General features: G+C 52.4%; 19 protein-coding genes and 2 tRNA genes. 16 read left to right on the top strand and 5 right to left on the bottom strand.

Annotated elements, in window-relative coordinates; translation table 11 throughout:
- Positions 1-107 precede the first annotated feature (107 nt).
- From trmJ to der, 13 genes are all read left to right on the top strand, one after another.
- Positions 108-881, top strand: a complete 774-nt coding sequence (trmJ, locus tag O5O45_RS15365; RefSeq protein ID WP_305906081.1) for a tRNA (cytosine(32)/uridine(32)-2'-O)-methyltransferase TrmJ — start codon at positions 108-110, stop codon at positions 879-881.
- Between the two features lie 12 nt (positions 882-893).
- Positions 894-1,655 carry a serine O-acetyltransferase gene (gene cysE, locus O5O45_RS15360; RefSeq protein ID WP_305906080.1) on the top strand — a complete coding sequence of 254 codons (762 nt, stop codon included), beginning with the start codon at positions 894-896 and terminating at the stop codon, positions 1,653-1,655.
- Between the two features lie 78 nt (positions 1,656-1,733).
- Positions 1,734-2,213, top strand: coding sequence for a Fe-S cluster assembly transcriptional regulator IscR (iscR, locus tag O5O45_RS15355; RefSeq protein WP_305906079.1), 480 nt, complete (start codon positions 1,734-1,736; stop codon positions 2,211-2,213).
- A gap of 74 nt (positions 2,214-2,287) precedes the next feature.
- Positions 2,288-3,469: an IscS subfamily cysteine desulfurase gene (locus O5O45_RS15350; protein WP_305906078.1), complete on the top strand. Its 1,182-nt coding sequence runs from the start codon at positions 2,288-2,290 to the stop codon at positions 3,467-3,469.
- A gap of 248 nt (positions 3,470-3,717) precedes the next feature.
- Positions 3,718-4,146 carry a nucleoside-diphosphate kinase gene (gene ndk, locus O5O45_RS15345; RefSeq protein ID WP_011398231.1) on the top strand — a complete coding sequence of 143 codons (429 nt, stop codon included), beginning with the start codon at positions 3,718-3,720 and terminating at the stop codon, positions 4,144-4,146.
- A gap of 70 nt (positions 4,147-4,216) precedes the next feature.
- A complete protein-coding gene (gene rlmN / locus O5O45_RS15340; protein WP_305906077.1) occupies positions 4,217-5,353 on the top strand; it encodes a dual-specificity RNA methyltransferase RlmN in 1,137 nt (378 codons plus the stop codon).
- A gap of 55 nt (positions 5,354-5,408) precedes the next feature.
- The gene (gene pilW, locus O5O45_RS15335) at positions 5,409-6,236 is read left to right on the top strand and encodes a type IV pilus biogenesis/stability protein PilW (protein WP_305906076.1); all 828 of its coding nucleotides are present in this window, start codon (positions 5,409-5,411) and stop codon (positions 6,234-6,236) included.
- Position 6,237: 1 nt separating this feature from the next.
- Positions 6,238-7,230 carry a RodZ domain-containing protein gene (locus tag O5O45_RS15330; RefSeq protein ID WP_305906075.1) on the top strand — a complete coding sequence of 331 codons (993 nt, stop codon included), beginning with the start codon at positions 6,238-6,240 and terminating at the stop codon, positions 7,228-7,230.
- 12 nt (positions 7,231-7,242) lie between these two features.
- Positions 7,243-8,355, top strand: coding sequence for a flavodoxin-dependent (E)-4-hydroxy-3-methylbut-2-enyl-diphosphate synthase (ispG, locus tag O5O45_RS15325; protein ID WP_305906074.1), 1,113 nt, complete (start codon positions 7,243-7,245; stop codon positions 8,353-8,355).
- 116 nt (positions 8,356-8,471) lie between these two features.
- Positions 8,472-9,749 carry a histidine--tRNA ligase gene (gene hisS / locus O5O45_RS15320; protein WP_305906208.1) on the top strand — a complete coding sequence of 426 codons (1,278 nt, stop codon included), beginning with the start codon at positions 8,472-8,474 and terminating at the stop codon, positions 9,747-9,749.
- Between the two features lie 37 nt (positions 9,750-9,786).
- Positions 9,787-10,440 carry a YfgM family protein gene (locus O5O45_RS15315; protein WP_305906073.1) on the top strand — a complete coding sequence of 218 codons (654 nt, stop codon included), beginning with the start codon at positions 9,787-9,789 and terminating at the stop codon, positions 10,438-10,440.
- A gap of 7 nt (positions 10,441-10,447) precedes the next feature.
- Positions 10,448-11,602, top strand: a complete 1,155-nt coding sequence (gene bamB / locus O5O45_RS15310) for an outer membrane protein assembly factor BamB (RefSeq protein WP_305906072.1) — start codon at positions 10,448-10,450, stop codon at positions 11,600-11,602.
- A gap of 73 nt (positions 11,603-11,675) precedes the next feature.
- Entirely contained in the window at positions 11,676-13,094 is a 1,419-nt protein-coding gene (gene der, locus O5O45_RS15305; protein WP_305906071.1) for a ribosome biogenesis GTPase Der, read from the top strand.
- 46 nt (positions 13,095-13,140) lie between these two features.
- On the opposite strand, the gene pta is transcribed toward der, so the two are convergent.
- The 3 genes from pta to O5O45_RS15290 all read right to left on the bottom strand — a co-directional run bounded on the left by pta (position 13,141) and on the right by O5O45_RS15290 (position 19,067).
- Positions 13,141-15,288 carry a phosphate acetyltransferase gene (pta, locus tag O5O45_RS15300; RefSeq protein WP_305906070.1) on the bottom strand — a complete coding sequence of 716 codons (2,148 nt, stop codon included), beginning with the start codon at positions 15,286-15,288 and terminating at the stop codon, positions 13,141-13,143.
- 50 nt (positions 15,289-15,338) lie between these two features.
- A complete protein-coding gene (locus O5O45_RS15295; protein ID WP_305906069.1) occupies positions 15,339-16,541 on the bottom strand; it encodes an acetate/propionate family kinase in 1,203 nt (400 codons plus the stop codon).
- Between the two features lie 105 nt (positions 16,542-16,646).
- Positions 16,647-19,067, bottom strand: a complete 2,421-nt coding sequence (locus O5O45_RS15290; protein WP_305906068.1) for a bifunctional diguanylate cyclase/phosphodiesterase — start codon at positions 19,065-19,067, stop codon at positions 16,647-16,649.
- Between the two features lie 231 nt (positions 19,068-19,298).
- On the opposite strand from O5O45_RS15290, the gene O5O45_RS15285 reads away from it, so the two are divergent.
- Positions 19,299-19,673, top strand: coding sequence for a hypothetical protein (locus O5O45_RS15285; protein ID WP_305906067.1), 375 nt, complete (start codon positions 19,299-19,301; stop codon positions 19,671-19,673).
- A gap of 47 nt (positions 19,674-19,720) precedes the next feature.
- Here O5O45_RS15285 and O5O45_RS15280 read toward each other — a convergent pair whose 3' ends face one another.
- The gene (locus O5O45_RS15280; protein ID WP_305906066.1) at positions 19,721-20,503 is read right to left on the bottom strand and encodes a TatD family hydrolase; all 783 of its coding nucleotides are present in this window, start codon (positions 20,501-20,503) and stop codon (positions 19,721-19,723) included.
- A gap of 85 nt (positions 20,504-20,588) precedes the next feature.
- Positions 20,589-21,800, bottom strand: a complete 1,212-nt coding sequence (locus O5O45_RS15275) for an EAL and HDOD domain-containing protein (RefSeq protein ID WP_305906065.1) — start codon at positions 21,798-21,800, stop codon at positions 20,589-20,591.
- Positions 21,801-22,047: 247 nt separating this feature from the next.
- Here O5O45_RS15275 and O5O45_RS15270 point away from each other — a divergent pair.
- A tRNA-Glu gene (locus tag O5O45_RS15270) sits at positions 22,048-22,123 on the top strand.
- 243 nt (positions 22,124-22,366) lie between these two features.
- Positions 22,367-22,442, top strand: a tRNA-Glu gene (locus O5O45_RS15265).
- Positions 22,443-22,648: the final 206 nt, after the last annotated feature.

Here is a 22,648-nt window from a genome sequence, read left to right as displayed (position 1 = left end):
CGCAGGGCGCGCCAGAAAGCGGAGTTATAGCGACGTTTTGGTCTTAGTGGGGGGAGGCATTTGCATACAATTCTGCTACCATTGCGCACTTTTAAAAAGGTGTGAAAATGCTGGAAAACATCCGTATTGTGCTGGTCAACACCTCTCATCCCGGTAATATCGGCGCTACTGCGCGCGTGATGAAAAACATGCGGCTGTCTCGATTAGTGCTGGTGGAGCCAGACCGATTTCCAGATGATGATGCAGTAAGTCGTGCATCCGGAGCTTTAGATGTATTGGATGGCGCTCAAGTGGTTGCGAGTTTGGATGAGGCTATTGCTGGCTGTGTATTAGTGGTGGGAACCAGCGCAAGAGGTCGGAGTATTCCCTGGCCGGTGAGAAATCCTCGGGATCTGGCGGATGATGTACACGATCATGTCGCGGCGACCGAGGGCGATGTGGCGATTGTATTTGGGCGCGAAGAGCGAGGTCTCACCAATGAAGAGTTGCAGCGCTGTCACTTGCATGTACATATCCCTTCAAATCCAGACTATTCGTCCTTGAATGTTGCGATGGCGGCGCAAGTGATTTGTTACGAGCTGCACATGAGGTGGCTGCTTGAAAACGAAGAGAATCAGTCATATATCCAGAGATTGGACGGCCCAGGTGATGCCGGGTGGGATGTTGAGGCCGCGACGGCGGACGAAGTCGAGCGTTATCTGGCTCATTTGGAGCAGACACTGATCGATATCGACTTTCATGATCCGGAAAATCCCAGGCAATTGATGTCGCGACTACGTCGGCTGTATCAACGTGCGCGTTTGGATAAGATGGAAATCAACATTCTGCGAGGCATCCTAAGGTCTACGCAGAAAATAGCGGGAACTTGGCAAAAGAATTAATCGGGGCGAATCATGTTAGCACAGTTAAAAGAGGACATAAGAAGTGTCTTTCACCGGGACCCGGCGGCCAGAAACGCCTTTGAGGTGCTGACTTGCTACCCCGGTCTGCATGCGTTGCTGGCGCACCGCATTAGTCACTGGTTGTGGAGAAAGGGGTTGAAGTGGTTGGCGCGCTTTCTCTCCACATTCAGTCGGTGGATGACTGGGATCGAAATACATCCGGGTGCGAAAATCGGTCGCCGCTTCTTTATTGATCATGGTATGGGAGTAGTGATTGGGGAGACGGCCGAGATTGGCGACGACGTTACCTTGTACCAGGGGGTAACCCTTGGAGGAACCAGTTGGAATGCAGGCAAACGTCATCCAACGTTGGGAAATGGCGTGGTCGTCGGCGCTGGCGCCAAGATCTTGGGGCCGTTCACAGTAGGGGATAACTCGAAAGTGGGCTCTAATGCCGTGGTAACTAAGGAAGTGCCGCCTAACGCGACAGTGGTCGGCATTCCGGGGCGAGTGATTGTCAAGAAAACAGAGCCGGAAGCGGATCGCCGCAAAGCCATGGAAGAGAAAATGGGCTTTGACGCCTATGGGTTGAGCGAAGAGATGCCTGATCCGGTGGCGCGCTCCATTCGTGCGATGTTGGATCATATGCAGGCGGTAGATGATCGTCTGGAGTCCATGTGCAAGTGCCTGCACAAGTTGGATGTGGAATATCGCAATGGCGAACTGCCTCCTCTGAAGAGCGAGGACTTTGAGTGTGTCCGCGAAGATAAGTAGCTTGACGACATAATCCGTAATACTTGATCAGTTTGCAGGGTCATTTCATAATGCCCTAAATTAATTAGGGGTTTGATCATGCGCTTGACCACCAAAGGCCGCTATGCGGTGACCGCCATGCTGGATTTGGCGCTGCACGGTGATAGCGGTCCTGTTAGTCTGGCGGATATCTCGGCGCGTCAGGGCATCTCGCTTTCATATCTTGAGCAATTGTTCGCCAAATTAAGGCGTAATCGTCTGGTGTCCAGTGTCAGAGGGCCCGGCGGTGGTTATAAGTTGGCGCGTCCACTCGGTGAGACGGCGGTAGCTGACATTATTGAAGCGGTTAACGAATCTATTGATGCGACGAGATGTGGGCGAAAAGGGGACTGTCAGGGCGGTGAAATCTGTCTAACCCACCACTTGTGGCAGGATCTCAGTGAGCGTATTCACGATTACCTCAGTAGTATCAGCCTGGAGGAGTTGGTCTCCAGTCGGGCTGTGCAAGAAATTGCTGAGAGGCAGGCTGAAAGAAAACGAGCGGGCGAAACAGGTATTTCTTTGGTCGATATCGGCTAACCTGGTTTCTCTCGCGTCATTGGTGATGCAGGCGCGGGGAGCGCTGAAGTACTTGGATATGGATAATTGAAATAATGAAGAAACCTATATATCTCGACTATGCCGCCACTACGCCGGTGGACCCCAGAGTCGCTGAGGCGATGAGCAATTGCTTGACGTTGGATGGCGTCTTCGCCAACCCGGCGTCCCGTTCGCATATTTACGGCTGGCGTGCAGAAGAGATGGTGGAAAAAGGGCGTCGCCAAGTGGCGGACCTGATTGGCGCCGATCCTCGGGAGATTGTTTGGACTTCTGGTGCGACAGAAGCGGATAACCTCGCTATTAAAGGCGTGGCGAGTCGTTACGCTGAAAAAGGCCGCCATATCATTACCAGCGCCATAGAGCACAAGGCTGTGCTGGATCCCTGCGCCTATCTGGAAAAGCAGGGTTACGACGTGACTTATCTGAAACCGGGCAAAGATGGCGTCGTCAGTCCGCAGTCAGTTAAGGATGCATTGCGTGACGACACTATTCTCGTTTCCCTGATGCACGCCAATAACGAACTGGGTAGTGTTAACGATATTCAGGCAATTGGTGAGCTGTTGCGTGGGCATCAAGCTTTTTTTCATGTGGATGCGGCGCAGTCCGTGGGCAAGTTGGTTGTCGATATGAAAACCATGCCTGTCGACCTGTTGTCTTGCTGTGCGCATAAAATATACGGGCCTAAAGGTATAGGAGCGCTCTACGTTCGAAGAAATCCATTTGTCGGCGTGGATGCTCAGATCCATGGTGGCGGCCATGAGCGGGGCATGCGTTCCGGTACGCTGCCAACTCACCAAATTGTTGGCATGGGCGTCGCTTTTGAGTTGGCTGGGCAAAGCCTGATGGGAGAGGCTGAGCGACTGGCGGGGTTGCGTGACAGATTGTGGCGAGCGCTCTCTGTATTGCCGGAAATCCACCTGAACGGCTCGGATTCCCAAAGGCTGCCGGGCACATTGAATATCAGTTTCGGATATGTCGATGGCGAGTCGCTGTTGATGGCGATGCGAGATCTTGCGGTTTCAACAGGTTCTGCTTGCACGTCCGCTTCGCTTGAGCCCTCTTATGTGTTGAGGGGAGTTGGCGTGCCGGATGAGTTGGCGCTCAGTTCCCTACGTATCTCTATGGGGCGTTTTACTCAAGAAGAAGATGTTGATGTCGCCGCGGATGTCATTATTACTGCAGTGAATAAATTGCGTGAATTATCTCCTGCGTGGAAGGCCAAGCTGGGCGGTTAACGCCACAGACCTTAATCGAGAGCGCTTTCTTGGCTCTTGTTAACAAAATTTAAATATGCGCCTGATGCAATTTCAGACTGAAAGTATCTGGCGTCCGTTATCGCGAATGCCGCTCATTTGACACTTGTGTCACTGAAGCCTTTTTCGTGCTAGGAGCGGAGTGTAACTTTCCCCGGAACATGCGTATAATCGCCTGTTCAGAATATAAACCTAAAGTTGTTATAACCCTGATTTTGGAGAGCATATCGATGGCCGTAGAACGTACGCTATCAATCATCAAGCCTGACGCAGTGGCTAAAAATGTAATCGGCGAAATCTATTCGCGTTTTGAGAAGGCCGGTCTGCGTATTGTGGCTGCAAAAATGCTGCACCTGTCGCAAGAGCAGGCTGAAGGCTTTTATGCTGAACACAAAGAGCGCGGATTCTTCCCTGATCTGGTTGCTTTCATGACTTCTGGTCCTGTTGTTGTTCAAGCGCTGGAAGGTGAAAACGCCATCGCTCTGAACCGTCAACTTATGGGCGCAACCAACCCCAAAGAAGCTGAGCCAGGCACTATTCGCGCGGATTTCGCTTCCTCTATTGACGCAAACGCGGTGCATGGCTCTGACTCTGCAGCGTCTGCTGAGCGCGAAGTAGCTTATTTCTTCAGCGAGAACGAAATCTGCCCACGCAGCTGATATAAAATTATCAGTCGAGGCAACTAATCGAGTGCAGCATTATCGCTGCACTCTTTTTAAGAGGTAAAGCATGTCAGGCGCCAACGCTAAAATTAACTTATTGGGAATGAATCGTTCCGATCTCGAATCTTTTTTCGAGTCGTTGGGAGAGAAAAAATTCCGCGCCACTCAATTGATGAAGTGGATGTATCATCTTGGCGTATCTGACTTTGACCTCATGACGAATATGAGTAAGGCATTACGGGAAAAACTGAAAGATGTAGCTGAAGTTTCCGTGCCTGAAGTTATATATGAAGATATTTCTGCCGACGGCACCCGTAAGTGGGTTATGCGATTGGCTGGCGGCAACAGTATTGAAACTGTCTATATCCCGGATAATGGCCGGGGTACATTGTGCGTTTCCTCCCAGATTGGATGCTCGCTGGATTGCAGTTTCTGTTCAACTGGAAAGCAGGGGTTCAATCGTAACCTGAGTTCCGCTGAAATAATCGGTCAGTTGTGGGTTGCGGCGAGATCTTTTGGCGATTATGACTTGTCCAAAGAGCGTTACGTCACGAACGTTGTCTTTATGGGAATGGGCGAGCCCTTATTGAATTTCGACAACGTCGTGCGCGCCTGCGACGTCATGATGGACGATTTTGGCTTTGGTATTTCCAAGCGCCGCTTGACTGTCAGCACCTCCGGACTTGTCCCGGCCCTCGATAAGCTGGGTGATGTTACCGACGTCTCCCTCGCAATCTCCCTGCATGCGCCAAATAACCCGTTGCGAGATGTTCTGGTTCCGGTCAATAAAAAGTACCCAATAGAAGAGTTGTTGGCGGCTTGCCATCGTTATCTGGGCAAACTTTCTGATAAACGTCGCATTACGGTTGAATACACCTTGATTGCAGGCGTAAACGACAGCGAAACACACGCACGTGAGTTGCGAGACTTATTACGCGACTTACCATGTAAAATTAACCTGATCCCATTCAACCCGTTCCCTAATAGCGGTTATGAGCGTCCCTCCCGAAACGCGACATTAAGGTTCCAAAAGGTGTTGAGCGATGCAGGCTATGTGGCGACCATTCGAACTACGCGCGGCGATGATATTGATGCGGCATGCGGCCAGTTGGTAGGGCGGGTTGAGGACAGAACGCGAAGAAGTCAGAAATATATCCCTCTGCAAAATATTAATGTTTCCCCTGACGGCAGAGCTTCCGTCTAATTAGATTGATGGAGGCATAGCTTCAGGTCCCTACGATGCAAGGCTGTTTATTACATTGAAAATAACGCAGGAATTGATAGCTAAGTTGAGAAAAATGGAAAACGTCAAGCGTACTATTAAAACTGCAGTATTGGCGATGGTATTGGGCGGCGTGCTTGCAGGGTGCGTTACGACTGTTACAGGGCCGTACACCAATAAAGCGTCTGAAGAAAAAGCGTCTCAGCAATATGTTCAACTGGGGTTGGCGTATTATCAGCAGGGTGACTTGGATAGCGCCTTGCAGAAACTGAAGCGAGCGCTAGAAATCAAGTCTGATAATGCTGAGGCGCTTGCGGCTCTTGGTTTGGTGTATCAGCGACAGAAAGAGTCACTGCTGGCTGAGAAACAATTTAAATCCGCGCTTCGCTCTGACTCTAACTTTACTCGGGGACGTACTTACTACGCGGCTTATCTTTATGAGGAAGGTCGTTACAAGGAAGCAGTTGAACAGCTAGAACGAGCTTCTGAAGACGTAAGTTATGAAAGCAGGGCCCAGGTGTTTAGTAACATTGGTCTTATTCGTTTGCGAATGGGAGAAATAGAGCCCGCGATTAGAGCCTATGAGAAGTCGCTGACGTTGAGGCATGGACAACCTGATGTGGTATACGCCTTGGCTTCCTTATATTTTGATAAGGGCGGATTGTCGCAGGCAGATAAACTATATAGTTCATTCTGGGAGGCAGTGCGCAGAGGCGGGGCTTCGCACTCCCCCGCAAGCTTGGCGTTGGGAATAAAAATCGCCAGGGAGAAGAAGGATTTGAATGAGGAAGCATCTTTGATGTTGTTGTTAAAGAACATGTTTCCCAACTCCGCTGAATATAAAACGATGAAAGGAAGTAGTTGATATGTCGTCCGAGGCCGCATCCAATCCCGCCGCTAATGACCGACCGGGCAGCCGATTGCGTCAGGCCAGGGAGAGTTTGGGCTGGAGCATACCGGAAACCGCCGAACGGCTGCATGTTATTCCACGTTATGTGAAAGCCATCGAGGATGGCGAACACAGTCAGCTCCCTGGACTGGTATTCTTGAAAGGGTACGTCAGAGCATACGCCCGCTTGGTTAACCTGTCCGAGGACCGGGTGATCGAAGATCTGGAGCAAGAGTTATCTCTGGAAGATGGTGGCTTTACTGAAGAAAGAGCAGCTCCTGCCCCCTCTTATGAGGAGAAGCCTAAGCATGGCGGCGGATTGTGGCTGATACTATTGGCTTTGGCGGTAGCGGCGGGACTCATTTACTTCTTCCTATCGGGGCGCGAACTGGTTTCCACAGAGAAAGTTGGATCAACCCCGCAGGAATCGGAAGCTTCAAGCGAGATTACGGTTGCTCCTGAGCGTAGTAGTGACGTAATTGAGCCGCTTGTTCCGGCTGTTGAGCAAGACACCTCCGTCCCGGAGGTTGAGTCAATGCCGCTGGACGGTTCAGGTCGTGAAGAAGATGATCAGGAGCCATCCCCCGAAGATTTTCTTCAACCCGAAGACAGTAACACTGCTGAGCCTTCGGTCAGTGAGCCGCCCTCTACTGCGACAGGGGCCCCTGCTTCGGTAGACCCTGCGCCTTCGACAGCTTTGGAATCTTCAGCGCCTCAAGCGGTGGTGGGTAAAGTGACAGTCAGGGCGACATTTGTGGGAGACTGCTGGTTTGACTTGAGAGATAAGAGCAACAATCGCGTTGTGGGTTTATACCGCCAGGGCGATGTGGTTGATTTTCAAGGGGAGTACCCTTTGCGTTTTATTATAGGCGCGGTGGATGCTGTGAAACTGGAGGTTAATGGCAAGCCTCTGGATTTCGGGCAATACCGAGTACGCAATAACCGTGTTGAAATGACCTTGGAACGTTGAGGTTCTGTTTTTATGCATTTTGAGTCACCGATAAAAAGGCGACGTTCGCGCCAGATTATGGTCGGCGCTGTGCCGGTTGGTGGAGATGCGCCTATCGCAGTGCAATCTATGACGAACACTGAGACCTGCGATGTTGATGCGACGGTAGCGCAGATCGAAAAACTGCAGCAGGCGGGGGCGGATATTGTCCGGGTGTCGGTTCCGACCATGGATGCGGCGGAAGCTTTTGCGGCCATCAAACAAAGAGTCACTTTACCTTTAGTCGCGGATATTCACTTCGACTACAAAATCGCGTTGCGGGTTGCGGAGGTTGGCGTCGACTGTCTTCGTATCAACCCGGGCAATATTGGCCGGGAAGACCGCGTGCAAGCGGTTATCAGCGCAGCCAAAGATAAAGGCATACCCATTCGTATAGGGGTTAACGCGGGGTCGTTAGAGAAAGAGTTACAAAAGAAATATGGCGAACCTACGCCGGAAGCCTTGGTGGAGTCCGCAATGCGCCATATCGACATTCTTGATCGTCATGACTTTCAGAACTTTAAGGTGAGTTTGAAGGCGTCTGATGTTTTCATGACGGTAGCGGCTTATCGCCAGATTGCAGGACAGATTGAGCAACCACTTCACCTTGGCATTACTGAGGCGGGCGGATTCCGTTCTGGCGCCGTCAAATCCGCCATTGGGTTGGGAATGCTTCTGATGGATGGTATTGGCGATACGATTCGTGTGTCCTTGGCGGCGGATCCTGTTGAAGAAATTCGGGTTGGCTACGATATCCTCAAGAGCCTTAAGCTGCGCACCAAGGGGATAAACTTTATCGCTTGTCCCAGTTGCTCCAGGCAGAACTTTGACGTGATCAAGACTATGAACGAACTTGAACGCCGGCTGGAGGACATCAACACGCCCTTGGATGTTGCCGTCATCGGTTGTGTTGTGAATGGACCTGGGGAAGCGAAAGAGGCGGACGTAGGCTTGACTGGTGGTTCGCCATCCAACTTGATTTATGTGGGCGGAAAGCCAGACCACAAATTGAATAATGATGAGTTGGTTGAGCGCTTTGAGTCGTTGATCCGCAGCAAAGCCGCGGCTAAGCAAGAAGAGCTGGATGTATTGATCGCAAAAGGGTAAATATCCCCCGCAGCATAACTTGCTCAAAGGGTGAACCTTTAAGTCAGCAGCACAAATTTGCACATTGTCGGAGCGTCAAAATCCGGCAATCAGGAAACATTTTAGTTAGAGGTAATATTTTGGCGCGTATTCAGGCTATTCGGGGCATGAACGATGTGCTGCCGGAACAAACGCCAGTCTGGCGTTATCTGGAAGAAACCGCACGTTGTTTGTTTGAGCAATATGGCATTGAGGAAATCAGGATGCCGATTGTGGAGCAGACAGATTTGTTCAAGCGCTCTATTGGCGAAGTGACGGATATCGTCGAAAAGGAAATGTACACCTTTGAAGATCGTAACGGCGACAGTCTGACCTTGCGTCCAGAGGGAACGGCCGGATGCGTGCGCGCCGGAGAAGAGCATGGGTTGCTGTTTAACCAGACCCGCCGTCTTTGGTATAGCGGCCCCATGTTCCGTCATGAGCGGCCTCAAAAAGGCCGTTATCGTCAGTTTCATCAAATCGGCGTGGAATGCTTCGGCTTCAACGGCCCGGACATCGACGCAGAACTGATCATCATGACTGCCAGATTATGGAAGAAGCTTGGACTTTCTGAGCATGTCCAGCTGCACATCAACTCCATCGGTAGTGCGGAAGCGAGAGCGGAATATCGACAGGCTTTGGTTTCTTATCTGGGTCAATATGAGGATCAGCTAGACGAGGATAGCCGGCGCAGGCTTTCCAGTAACCCACTGCGTATACTGGATAGCAAAGACGCCAAGACCCAGGACATTCTCAAGAATGCGCCTTTGTTCAATGACTTCCTGGATGCAGAGTCCGCCCAGCACTTTGCGGGTCTTAGGGCGTTTCTGGACAGGGCTGGCTTGAGCTATACCGTGAACCCGAAATTGGTGCGTGGATTAGATTATTACGGTAAAACCGTTTTTGAATGGATTACTGATTCGCTGGGAGCGCAAGGCACCGTATGCGCAGGCGGCCGCTATGATGGTCTGGTTGCGCAATTGGGCGGTAAAGGCACGCCTGGAGTTGGGTTCGCCATGGGCGTTGAGCGTTTGGTGTTGATGTTGGAAACCTTAAGTCTGACGCCCGCCAGTTTGCTGGATCGTGCTGACTTCTTTATTGCAGCGCTTGGCGAAGGCGCGGAGGCATACGCATTCGACGTCGCTGAGCAGCTAAGAGATTTACAGCAGAACATCCGTGTTGTTATGAATTGCGGAGGCGGCAGCTTTAAAGCCCAGATGAAAAAAGCGGACAAGAGTACGGCGGCATATGCGCTTTTGTTGGGTGAGAACGAAGTTAATCAGCGTGAAGTAACGATTAAGCCTCTTCGCACTGATCAGGCACAAAAAACGTTGTCGCTGGAAGAATTTATCCAGCGCGCGCCACAAATGATTTAATCACAGTTATTGATGCTTATTGTTGAGGAGAAGACAAGTGGATTCATTGCGCACAGAAGAAGAACAAATCGCCGCCATTAAGAATTGGTGGAAGGAAAACGGCAATGCGCTCTTGATTGGCATCGGATTGGCTCTGGCTGCGATTTTTGGCTGGAAAGCTTATCAGCAGAATGAGCTGCAAAAGAAAGAAGAAGCGTCGCAGATGTATCAGGATCTGGTGCAGGCAGCTGGCGCTGCGCAAGTCTCTGATGACGAAAAGTCTCAGGCTAATATCTCTTTTCTGGCGACTGAGCTTCAGACTAAATACCCAGGTACAACCTATGCGCTTTATGCAAAGTTGTTTGAGGCGCAACAAGCGGTAGAGAAAAAGGATTTCACTGGTGCGGAAACCGCATTGAAAGCAGCTGCATCAGAAACGGAAGACGAGGCGCTTAAGCGCGTAGTGTCTTTGCGTCTGGCGCGGGTCTTGGCGGCGCAGCAGAAATTTGATGATGCGCTGGCAGCGTTGAAAGTACAGAAAGGCGATGCATTTTATTCTCACTTTCAAGAACTCGCTGGAGATATTCTGAAGATGAAGGGAAGTCGCGCGGAAGCCAAAGCGGCCTATGAGCAGGCGCTGGCGGACGCAAAAGAGCATGAGTTGCCGACTGAACTGTTGCAGATTAAGTTGAACGATTTGGCGGACGTATAAATCTATCATGAAGTTCCGAATTCAATGGCGCCCGTTAGGGGCGCTTTTTTTCGTTATGGCAGGGTTATTGAGCGGTTGCGGTAGCGACGACGTGCGTCCTGATCCTGCTGAGCTAAAATCCTTCACTCCCGAGATAGAGCTCAAGCGCTTATGGTCCCGCTCTATTGGTGACGGGCAGGATGAGCAGTTTTTGAAGTTCGCGCCTTTTGTCGTTGATGACAAAATATACGCTAACGATGTTGATGGCGAAGTCTATGCGATGGAGCTGGAAAGTGGTAAACGTCTGTGGGATATCGACCTGGACGAGCCGTTGGTTGGCGGTGTAGGAGGCGACTATCGCAGAGTTTTCGTCGCCACCCTGGACGGTGAGCTGTTGGCGTTGAACCGGGAAAATGGAGAAATCCTTTGGCGCGCGCCTACTTCCAGTGAAGTGCTGGCCCCGGCTGTATCCGGTTCTGGCAAGGCCATTGTACAGACTCTGGACGGTAAACTGGCCGCCTATGACGTAGAAGATGGCAAGAAGCTGTGGGAGTTCGCCAGCAACGAACCAGCATTGACTTTAAGGGGGACCGCGAAGCCGGTATTGCTGCAGGATGGCGTCATTTCCGGCATGGCGAATGGCTCTGTCGTCGCCGTCAGCGTCAACGACGGTCAGCTATACTGGGAGCAACGTGTAGCGACGCCGAAGGGCCGTACTGAACTTGAGCGTCTTGTGGACATTGACGGCGATGTGTTGGTGCAGGACGGCGCATTGTTCGCAGTCTCCTATCAGGGCCAGCTGTCACGTCTGAGTCCGATGAATGGCAAGGAAGAATGGTCCATGCCTATGTCCAGTTATGTGACGCCAGGCATCGGATTCACCAATATCTATGTTTCCACGACCGAAGGAGATGTGGTCGCCATAGACAGAAATTCCAAAAAGGAAATATGGCGACAGTCTGATTTGTCCTATCGCGAGCTATCCTCTCCTGTGGTTTGGGGGAATTATTTAGCGGTGGGCGATTTGGAAGGCTATGTGCATATATTGTCGCAAGTGGATGGCCGCATGCTGGCGCGGATTCATCTCGCTGGCGAGCCCATACACGCCGCTCCGCTGATTTATGGTAATCACCTGATTATTCTGGGCAGTGACGGCGATTTGAGCGTTTGGGACATTAAGTGATATTGATGCGCGGCGGTTTAAGCCGCGCTTCTTGTAAAAGTTGTAACCGTTTTATTTAGAGATACCCGCGATCATGAAACCGGTAATCGCCCTCGTGGGGCGGCCAAATGTTGGCAAGTCCACGCTGTTTAATCGCATGACCCGCAGTCGTGACGCTATTGTCGCTAACCTGCCGGGCCTGACCCGCGACCGCAAATACGGCGAAGGCGAGTTGGAAGGCAAACACTATATTGTCGTTGATACCGGAGGGATTACCGGCGAAGAGCAAGGCATAGACGCGGCCATGGCGGGGCAGTCATTCACCGCTATGAACGAGGCTGACGTGGTGCTGTTTGTGGTGGACGCGCAGGCGGGCGTCACTCCAGCAGACGAAATGATCGCCAAAGAATTGCGCGTGCGCGGCAAGCCCACCATTTTGGTGGTGAACAAGATTGATGGTCTGCAGCCGGAAGTGGCGGCGGCGGATTTCTTTGCGCTTGGTTTTCAGGAGCACATGTACACCGCCGCTTCGCATAACCGTGGCGTGCGCTCATTGTTGGAAAAGGCGTTGGATCCGTTTCCTGAGCAGGAGCCGCAGGAAAGTGATGAAGACTCTGGTATTCGCATTGGCATCATTGGCCGCCCCAATGTGGGTAAGTCAACGCTGGTGAACCGTTTGTTGGGCGAAGAGCGCGTTGTCGTGTTCGACCAACCGGGCACTACTAGGGATTCCGTCTACATTCCCTACGAACGGCTGGGGGAGCGCTACACCCTGATAGATACGGCAGGGGTGCGTCGTCGTAAAAATGTCAGCGAGGCGGTGGAAAAATTTTCCATTGTGAAGACCTTGCAGGCGATCAAGGACGCGCATGTGGTCGTGCTGGTCCTGGACGCTCGTGAAGGCATCGTTGATCAGGATTTGCATTTGCTTGGCTTCGCCATTGAAGCTGGACGCGCATTGGTTCTGGCAATCAATAAGTGGGACGGAATGTCTCAGGACGACAAGGACAATGTGCGTCGTGAGATTGATCGTCGCATGGGGTTTGTGGAGTATGCGCAGATCCACTTCATCTCCGCTTTGCACGGTACTGGCGTTGGGCATTTGTACGAGTCCGTGCATGAGTGTTTTGATAGCGCCATGGCGAAGTGGTCCACCAATCAACTGACCACATTGCTGGAAGACGCGGTTTCCCAGCACCAGCCGCCAATGGTCAATGGGCGTCGCATCAAGTTGCGCTATGCGCACCAGGGTGGTTCAAATCCTCCTCTGATCATTGTGCATGGCAACCAGACCGACGCTCTGCCGAACAGCTATAAGCGTTATCTGGAGAACACTTTCCGCAAAGTGTTAAAAGTGGTCGGCACGCCGATTCGCTTTGAGTTCCGTAGTGGTGAGAACCCCTTTGCAGGCAGAAAGAACAAGCTTTCGCCACGGCAGCAGAAGAAAAAAGAGCGCTTGATGAAGCACGTTAAGAAGCTCAAGCATAAGCAGAAACGCAAGAAATCCCGCTAATATCGTTTCTTGCGTATAAGCGTCGCCGGGTTCCGGCGACGTGGTTTTAGTTTTCCATCACTTCTGTATTTTGCGTCGCCTGAACAGCCGTCAGTGCGATGGTGTAGACAATATCTTCCACTAGCGCCCCACGAGACAGATCATTAACCGGCTTCTTCAAACCCTGTAGCATCGGACCCATGCTGATAACATTGGCGCTGCGTTGCACTGCTTTGTAGGTGGTGTTGCCGGTATTCAAGTCAGGGAACACGAATACGGTCGCCTTGCCTGCTACTTTGCTGTCCGGGGCTTTGGTTTTGGCCACGTCTTCAATGGCGGCGGCGTCATATTGCAAAGGACCATCCAAAAGCAGGTCTGGACGCTTCTCATGAGCAAGTTTTGCGGCGGCTCTCACTTTATCTACATCGCTACCGGAGCCGGAGTCGCCGGTGCTATAGCTGAGCATGGCCACACGAGGTTCTATGCCGAACAAGACTGCTGAGTCGGCGCATTGGAGAGCAATGTCGGCGAGCTCTTGCGCGTCTGGATCCGGGTTAATGGCGCAATCGCCATATACCAGCACTTGCTCAGGCAGGCACATGAAGAAAACCGAAGAGACAATACGGCATCCTTTACGGGCTTTTATCAGCTGTAGAGCAGGGCGTACGGTATTGGCGGTGGTATGCACGGCGCCGGACACCAGGCCGTCGACTTCGCCAAGCGCCAGCATCATGGTGGCCAGCACCACATTATCTTCCAGTTGCGCTTCCGCCATTTGCGGCGTCAATCCTTTGTGCTTACGCAGTTCCACCATGGGAGAAATGTATTTCTCTCTGACCTGATCGGGTTCGATAATCTGAATGGCGTTTGGCAATTGCACGCCTTGGGCTTCAGCTACCGCCAGTATTTCCTGACGCTTACCTACCAGAATGCATTTCGCGATGCCGCGCTCATGGCATATGGTGGCGGCTTGTATGGTTCGCGGCTCATTGCCTTCGGGAAGAATAATCGTCTTATTGGCTTCTTTCGCCCGCTTCGACAGCTGGTAGCGAAATGCCGCCGGCGACATGCGGGGTTTGCGCGGCAGGCTGACAGATTGCTTGAGCCATTCAGGGTCAATATGGCTGGACACGCCGGCGATGACGGACTCGATGCGCTCCATATCGTCCAACGGCACTTCAGTGTCCATGTGCGAGACCATGCTGGCGGTGACATAAGTGTCTTTGCGGGTGATCAGTACGGGAAGGCCTGTATCCAATGCGGGCTGACATAATTTTAGCGTGCGGGGGTCCGGTTTGAGGCCGCCGGTCAGCAGTAGGCCGGCCAGAGGGACGCCGATCAGGGCCGCGGCGCAACTGGTGACAAAAATATCTTCTCGGTCCCCAGGCGTGATGATCAAGGCTCCGGGCTTCAGACGATTAACCATATTAGGTATGGTGCGGGCGCACACGGTCGTGTGGAGCACCCTGCGCTGCCTGGATTTACCTTCGTTCAAATACTCCGCTTCCAACTCCTCAACAATGTCTGAGGTTCTGGGCGCTACCAGGTCGGCGCGCCAGGGAATGCTGGCGATGAGGCGGAAATGGGACTGCCGGAATACTTTGCACTCTTTTCCATAGTCATGCCTTTCGGCCGGAGTTTCGTCTTCATCTCCGTCGTCGCTGAAGGGCGGCTCGTCGCCATGGGGGGCGTGCACTTTGTTAAGCACGCAACCGACTACATCAGGATCGGATGGGTCTGCAAACAGTCGGGAGGCGAGAGAAAGATGATCATCCAGGTCTTGTGGGGGCATGCCATCAGGGGCGGCGACCAGGATGACTTCGGCGTCCAGGTTGCGCGCCACTTCAACATTCAGACGGGCTGAGTAATCATCGCCGGGGGGAGGCGCGACGCCTTCTACGATGACGACATCGGCCTCCGTATCCACTTTGTGAAATAGCGCGATGGTTTGTTCCATCAGCAGGGGCGTTTGCTGTTGGCTCATCAGGCTGTGGGCGTGGCGCAAGGACATCGGGTCCGGGACAGTTAGGCCCATTTTTTCCCGGGTGAATATGATTGAGCGATCTGTTTCATGATGATTATCGCGGGGTTGTGCGAATGGTTTGAAAAACGCGACGCGCAACCCTACGCTGTCGTAGGCCCTGATTAAGCCAAGGCAGACGGAGGTCAAGCCTACCGCGACGGAGGCGGGGGCGATAAAGAGAACTTTGGCCACGATGATTCCTCTTGGTTAAGGCGGTGAAAAGAAGATGACGTCTATTGCGATTATTGACGGCGCCTAATCAACGCCAGGGTGTCCTGGGCGATAAGAAGTTCCTCATTGGTGGGAACGACCATAATGTTTAGCGAGTCGTCCTTGGAAATGCGTCCTTTGCGGTCTTCTCCGTGGCGGCGGTTAGCCTCTTCATCCAAATAGACGCCCAGGGGCTTGAGCCAGGCGCATACCTTGGCGCGTATCGGCGCAGCATTTTCGCCTATGCCCCCGGTGAAAATAATAGCGTCCAGCGGCGCCGTCGCCAGATAGTAGCCAGCGATCGTTTTCGCCAGCCGGTAGCAGAAGATATCGATCGCCAGGGCTGCTTGCTGATGACCTTCATCACCTAGGCGCAGCAGTTCACGCATATCATTGCTGACTTCTGAGACGCCAAGTAGCCCGCTTTCCTTATTGAGCAGTTGCGACAGTTGATCGGGCGTGTAATTCAACGTTTGCATCAAATGCAGGACAAGGCCGGGATCGAGGTCGCCGCAACGGGATCCCATTACCAAGCCTTCCAGCGGCGTCAATCCCATACTGGTGTCGACCGAGACGCCGCCTTTAATGGCGGCGGCGCTGCACCCATTGCCGAGGTGGGCGCTGATAAAACTGCAATCGTTCAGCGATTTGCCAAGCAGGTCGGCGGCGCGTCCTGCGACAAAACGATGGCTGGAGCCATGAAAACCGTACCGCCTGAGACCATGCTCCCGATACAGCTCGTAGGGGAGGGCGTAAGTATATGCGTAATCTGGCAGGGTCTGATGAAAAGACGTGTCGAACACCGCCACTTGCGGTAAGTTCGGGTATTTCCGCGCAATCGCCTTGATACCCAGCAAGTTCACTGGGTTGTGTAAGGGAGCCAGCTTGGCGCACTGTTCAATTTTGGCGATAACCTGCTCGTCAATGATAGCTGAGTCGCGAAAGCTCTCGCCGCCATGGACGACTCTGTGTCCGACGCCTGTCAGGTCCGCAGCGTCGACGCCGTGCTCATGCATATACTGGAACAGGTGGTCGATGATACGGCCGTGGTCTGCGTTGGGGCAGGGCTGGCGACTGTCTTCTTCGTTACGCCAGCGCATGCGAAAATTGGCTTCGGCGGAACTCAGACGTTCGGCGATGCCGGTGAGTAGGGGAGCGTCTTGCTCGGGTTCGATAATGGCGAATTTGAGTGAGGAACTTCCACTGTTCAACACCAGAATAAGTTTTCCTGTCATGCCTGCCTTGGATGCTTGTTTTCCGGTGACTAAAAGTCGGGGTGATGACTCGCCCCTCAAGTATGGCTCATGATGACGACTGGCGCCTGGGAGCGCAAGGGACGTTCAGGTGGCGTAGGCGCGCCGGTTTTCCGATATCCAGTTACAAAAGTCGCTCTCCGCCACAGGCCGGTTGTAATAGTAACCCTGTGCGTAGTCGCAGCCTTTGGAGCGCAGGAACTGCATCTGCGCCGCATCTTCCACGCCTTCGCCTATGACTTTAAGGCCCAGGCTGTGAGCCATGGTGATGATCGCCGTCACCAGCGCTGCGTCTTCCGCCTCGGTGTTAACATCCTTGACGAAGGAGCGGTCGATCTTCAGAGAGTCGAAGGGGTAGCTCTTCAGATAGCTGAGCGCGGAATAACCAGTACCGAAATCGTCCACAGACAGTTTCACGCCCATTGCGTCCAGTTTGTGTAAGATCTCAAAGGTCTCAATAGAGTCATCCAGCAGCAGCCTTTCCGTGATTTCCAGCTCCAGGTATTCGCCCGCCAGGTCGTTGACCTCCAGCGCTTTTTGCACTGTATCGATAAATTTGAGGTCGCGGAACTGACGCGGAGAGACATTGACGGCGATTGTCAGTTTCAGTCCAGTGTCCTCATGCCACTTTTTCACATCGCGACAAGCGGTATGCAGCACCCATTCGCCGATGGAGGTGATCAGCCCGGTTTCCTCCGCCAGAGGAATGAATTTGTCCGGCGCCACCAGTCCCAGCAAGGGGTTGTCCCATCGAATCAGCGCCTCTGCGCCGACCAACTGCCCGCTGGCGGTTTCGACGATAGGCTGGTAATACAACAGCAATTCGTCTTGCTCGATGGCTTTGCGCAATTGCGTTTCCAGCTTGAGGCGCTCCCTGGACTGCTGATTGAGATCCGGGGTGAAGCGGTGGTAGGCGCTCTTGCCTTTGTGCTTGGCCTGATACATCGCCGCGTCAGCCTGTTGCAGCAAGGTGCTGGAGTTTTCACTATCTGTTGGATAAATGGCGATGCCGATACTGGTGCTAACGAATATTTCCTGATTGTTGAGCAGGAAGGGAGATGAAAACGCCTGCAGGATGCGAGCAGCGACCAGCTCGGAATCTTCGGGCGATTCCAGCGACGGCAGAATGATCAGGAACTCATCTCCACCCAAACGGGCCACTGTGCTGTTGCCGCGCAGAGATGATGCGATGCGGCGCGAGGCCTCAATCAGCAGGGTGTCGCCATTGTCGTGGCCAAGGGTGTCGTTGATGTGCTTGAAGTTATCCAGGTCCAGGAACATCAGGCCCACCTGTGATTTGTCACGGCGGGATTGCGCCAGCGCCAATTTGAGGCGATCCAGCGCCAGCATACGGTTTGGCAAGCCGGTCAGCAGATCATAATTGGCTTGTCGTAGCAGTTGTTGTTCATAGCGCTTACGTACGCTGATGTCTTCGCCCAGAATCAGATACTGAGACGACTCGCCGTCGGTATCCCGGATGGGAGTGATCACCACTTGCTCCCAGAACTTCTCGCCGCCATGACGGGTGCTGTGCATTTCCCCCTGCCACATGCCGGCGCGCTCCACCTGAATCTCGATGTTGTGCCAGAGCTGCTCATTCTGAGACTCATCCGGGCTGATGTGAGTCAGGGTTTTTGGATGCTTGCCGATGATCGAGTTCAAGTTGTGGCCGGTCAGCTGGCTGAATTTCTGGTTGGCGTAGGTGATTTTCCAGCGCTTGTCGCAGATCAGCACGGAAGAGGGGCTTTGTTCGATGGCCAGCGACAACTTGCGGATTTCCGCCGCGTCCTGCTTTTGCTTCTCAATATCGTTAAGCAGGGTGAGGCGCATTTCGTTGATGGCGTCGGTGACCCGCTGCAGCTCATCCGGCGGTTGGCCGCTTTTTTGTGAGCGATCCAGGGCTAAAGGCATATCCAATTGGTGAATATTGAGGCCGCGGGCGTAGTTCGCCATTTTGGATAGGTGGCGCGTCACCAGGTACTGGAATATCCATAGAATCAGTACGGAAATAAAAAAGGTCTTAAACGCCTGGGTCGTCATGATGACGAAGATACGCTGTCGCAACTGACGATATATATCGTCAAGGCTGGCGGTAATGGTTAGTTCTCCAAGCTCATACAGATCGTCGGAAGAATGCTGTAGCTTGATTTTATGCTTGATGGTCGGAATCCGCGGGGGGATCTCGCCCATCTCGATTTCCGAGTCCGGATAAATTTGCAGATGCAGATGCACGATGTCAGGCAGGTTCAATATGCCCTGCATTTGCACGCGCAGTAATTTCTGGTCGAGGGACCACAGGCTGCGCGCCAGAGATGACTGGTAACTGGTTTCGATCAGGTTCATGCGCTGATCGACCAACGAAACGTCTTTCCGATAGTCCGCATACACCTGGATGCCTGTGGCGAACAGCGTAAACAGGGAGCTACACACAAGGATATAGCCCAACATGCGAAAAGAAAGCGGAGAGGTCTCGCGAAAATTCCAGACTTTGCGAAACAGGTTACTCATTATTCGCGGGTGCTCTTTTTTCTTTCATGTAGGTAAAAAAGCAGCTCAAAGTCTTTTCATGGCGCAACAGACTGGCAGCATTGGAATATATTAAACATTATAAACTTAGCCCAGCTTTCCACCTCACGCAAAGCGTCAAATAAGGCAAAATCGGTTTATTGGCCCTGGTTGCAATTGTTTTGTTCAAAATATGACCACTTTGTGCAATACTTAATAATGGAGGTGCGTTCTATGGCTGATAATACTGTAAACAGTTTGGCGACCAGTTCTTTGCAACAGCTTGATGCAGGCCGGTCGCGAGAACGTGAGCAAACCCGTCAGAATGTCGATAATGCGCAAACCCAGGCCCGGGAGACGCCCGCCGTTGAGGTGGAGCTTTCTCAGGAAGGCCGGGAGTTGAGTCTGGCGAACAGTCAACAGGTTAACGCCTCGACTGAGTCGGAACGAACTCAAGGCGCTGCTGAAAACGCCGCTCCAACGGCGAATTTGGCGGACACGGAAGAGGACCAATCACCGCCTCCCCGTGAAAGCGCTGCGCAGACTACCCGACAGTTTGACCGGACCGCTAACGAGGCGTTGGGCACCGTTATCGATATCCGGTCCTGACGAGTTCCCGCTGACGCGGAACCGCATAGCGGACAACTCGCCGCCGCTTAACCCGTTTGGAACAGGCGGCGGGCGTTTTCCGCTGTGTAGCCGCGCACGTCTTCTTCTGTCTCGCCGCGATACAGCGCCACTATACGAATCACTTCTCGCACAAACCATGGGAAATTGGTGTTATTGCGCGGACGCGGTTTAATACTTCTCGGCATAAGAAATGGACTGTCCGTTTCAACGAGAAGCCTGTCGCGGGGAATCTCTTTCACTAAATTCACCAGATCGCCTGCTCTGCGTTCATCGCATATCCAGCCCGTGACGCCAATGTGCAATCCCAGGTCGAGATAGCCAAAGAGCGCCTCCCGGGTTCCGGTGAAACAATGCGTAACGCCATGCTCGAAACAATTCCGGTGCGCCCTGAGTATCTCCATTTGCCGCGTGTATGCGTCTCTTTCATGGAGATAAAGCGGCTTTTGGAAATCGCGATTCAATTCAAGCTGAGCGGCGAACGCCCATTCCTGATCTTCGGGAGTGGAAAAGTTGCGATTAAAATCCAGTCCCATTTCACCTACGGCGACTACATGAGGTTGCTGAAGCAGGGACTTCAGGGTTTTCAGGCCTTCCTGATTTAATGTCTTGGCGTCGTGAGGATGTACCCCAGCGGTGGCGAAGACATAACCTGGATGCTCTTCGGCGATCTTTGCGGAGGCGAGACTTTCTTTAACGCTGGTTCCGATGGCGATCATTCCCCCGACCCCATGGTCGCGGCTGTCGTCCAGCAATTGCTGTAACTTTCCTTTGTAGCGGCCATTGGTCAGGTTGACGCCGATATCAAACATGCTTAATGAAATCCTTTAAATAAAAGCGCCCATATTAAGCGCCGAGGAGGGATTTTTCCACGTGTGATGAGAGGGAGGAAGAGGGTCAGGCTCGAAAAGCGGATTGCTCGTTGGCCCAAAGAATCGCCTGTCGATAGGTGGCGCTGATTTCACCACTGTTGATATTCATCTTTTCCAGCAGATTCCAATGGATCGTGTCCAATTTGCAGCGCTCGTATTGCAAAGTGGTATGTAACGCCAACCCTGGCTTGCCTTTCATCTTTACCAGCGCATCACTGACCCTCTCAGAAAGAGGGAGCTTGTTCAGAATTTCTTCCATGGGCATGTCAAAAAAGGCTTCCAGACAGGAAAACAAGCCGACTGTGAAATAAAGATCGGCGGCCTGGGGTTCAATGGACTGGGCGACAAGCTCGCACATGCGGGCCCGTATCAACGCGATGGTGATCAACGCTTTAGGTTTGTCCTCAATGTTGGACAGCGCTAATAACGTCGCCCAGGACTTGATACGGCTAATTCCCAACAGCATGACCGCCATATGGATGGATTCAATAGTGCGCGGGCGTCGGTAGGCGGCTGAATTCACCAACTGCAACAGCTTTACGCTTAGAGAAGGGTCGCTGGTGATGGTTTTGATGATCTGATCTATGGACAGCGCTGGGTTTTGCACTTTGGCGATTAACTCCATCACCGCCATGCGGTTATGCGCCAGTTTGCGTCCAGTGACAATTTCCGGCTTGCTGAAGAAATACCCTTGAAACAGGTCGCATCCGAGGTCACGACAATATTCAAACTCTTCATGAGTCTCCACTTTTTCCGCCAGAAGGGTGATGTTCAGGCTTTTTAGATGAGTAACCGTCTGCTCCAGCTTTTCCTTGGAAATGGCGGGAATTTCAAGCTTAACGATAGAAACGTACGGCAGAAGTTCGTCGTACTTGGTGTCTGGAATATAGTCGTCTAGAGCCAGGGTGAAGCCGTTTTTGCCGAGACGGATGATCGCCGCCACGATCTCATCGGTAAGCTCAATTGTCTCAAGTATTTCAATTACCAGGAGTTCTTTAGAGAAGGGAGGAGGTTGCAGTAAAAGCGTTTCGGTGAAGTTTACAAACGCTTTCGCGCCGCCGGTCACCTCTCCGATAGGTATTTCTGTAAAGGCGTTGAGCAAAACTTGAGAGGTGGCGGCATTGCCGTCGAACTGAGCCGGCTGTTCATTTGAGCGAAATAACAGCTCATAACCTACTATTTCTTTTGCTGCGTTTACAATTGGCTGGCGCGCCAGAAGAATCTGCTCAACGGTCATTCATCGCTCCCAAAGCGGGTACATCAGAAAACAGGGAAACCTACTTGAAGTGTAGACTAAATGCCGCTGCGACTGCGTAAATTTACCCGCTCCTGTCGCCGCAATGGGAGGTTGTTCGCACAGAAGAACAGGGATATGGCCGAATAAGGGAAATAAAATCGCCCCTCATGAAAAAATTAGAAATTAGTGTTTGACAGGTATGGGCGGCTTCCATAGAATGCGCGCCATCTCACCGAGATGGTGTTCCGTCCCCTTCGTCTAGAGGCCTAGGACACCGCCCTTTCACGGCGGTAACAGGGGTTCGAATCCCCTAGGGGACGCCATATTCGAAAGCCCTGCATCGTAAGATGCGGGGCTTTTTTGTGTCCTTCAAAAAAACGCTTTTCTCTTTCGAAGTCTCCCTTTGTTTTTATTCAAACGCTAAGCCTGTTTTTCGTTATGGAATCTCCCGCCTCTCTGCTTGTAGAGCTGCTTTGAGGCATCCGCGCCAACATTAGTAAGATTAGTGTTTGACATGTGTGAGCGGCTTCCATAGAATGCGCGCCATCTCACCGAGATGGTGTTCCGTCCCCTTCGTCTAGAGGCCTAGGACACCGCCCTTTCACGGCGGTAACAGGGGTTCGAATCCCCTAGGGGACGCCATATTCTGAAGCCCTGTATCGCAAGATGCAGGGCTTTTTTGTGCCTTTTCCAAAATTCGTACTTCTCTATCTTGAAACTATCCACTTGTTCCAGTAAACGGTAATCAGTTGGATTTACTGGTGTCGAATGGCATTATCGCGGTTCAGTCGCTGTCATCTTGTCAGCCCATTGCGAAGTGATGCAGGCGTGGTGGATTCTTCTGCTGC

Source organism: Hahella sp. HNIBRBA332 (assembly GCF_030719035.1).
Lineage (GTDB): Bacteria > Pseudomonadota > Gammaproteobacteria > Pseudomonadales > Oleiphilaceae > Hahella.
The sequence above is the reverse complement of the archived record's forward strand: the minus strand, read 5'-3'. Positions and strand labels throughout refer to the sequence as shown.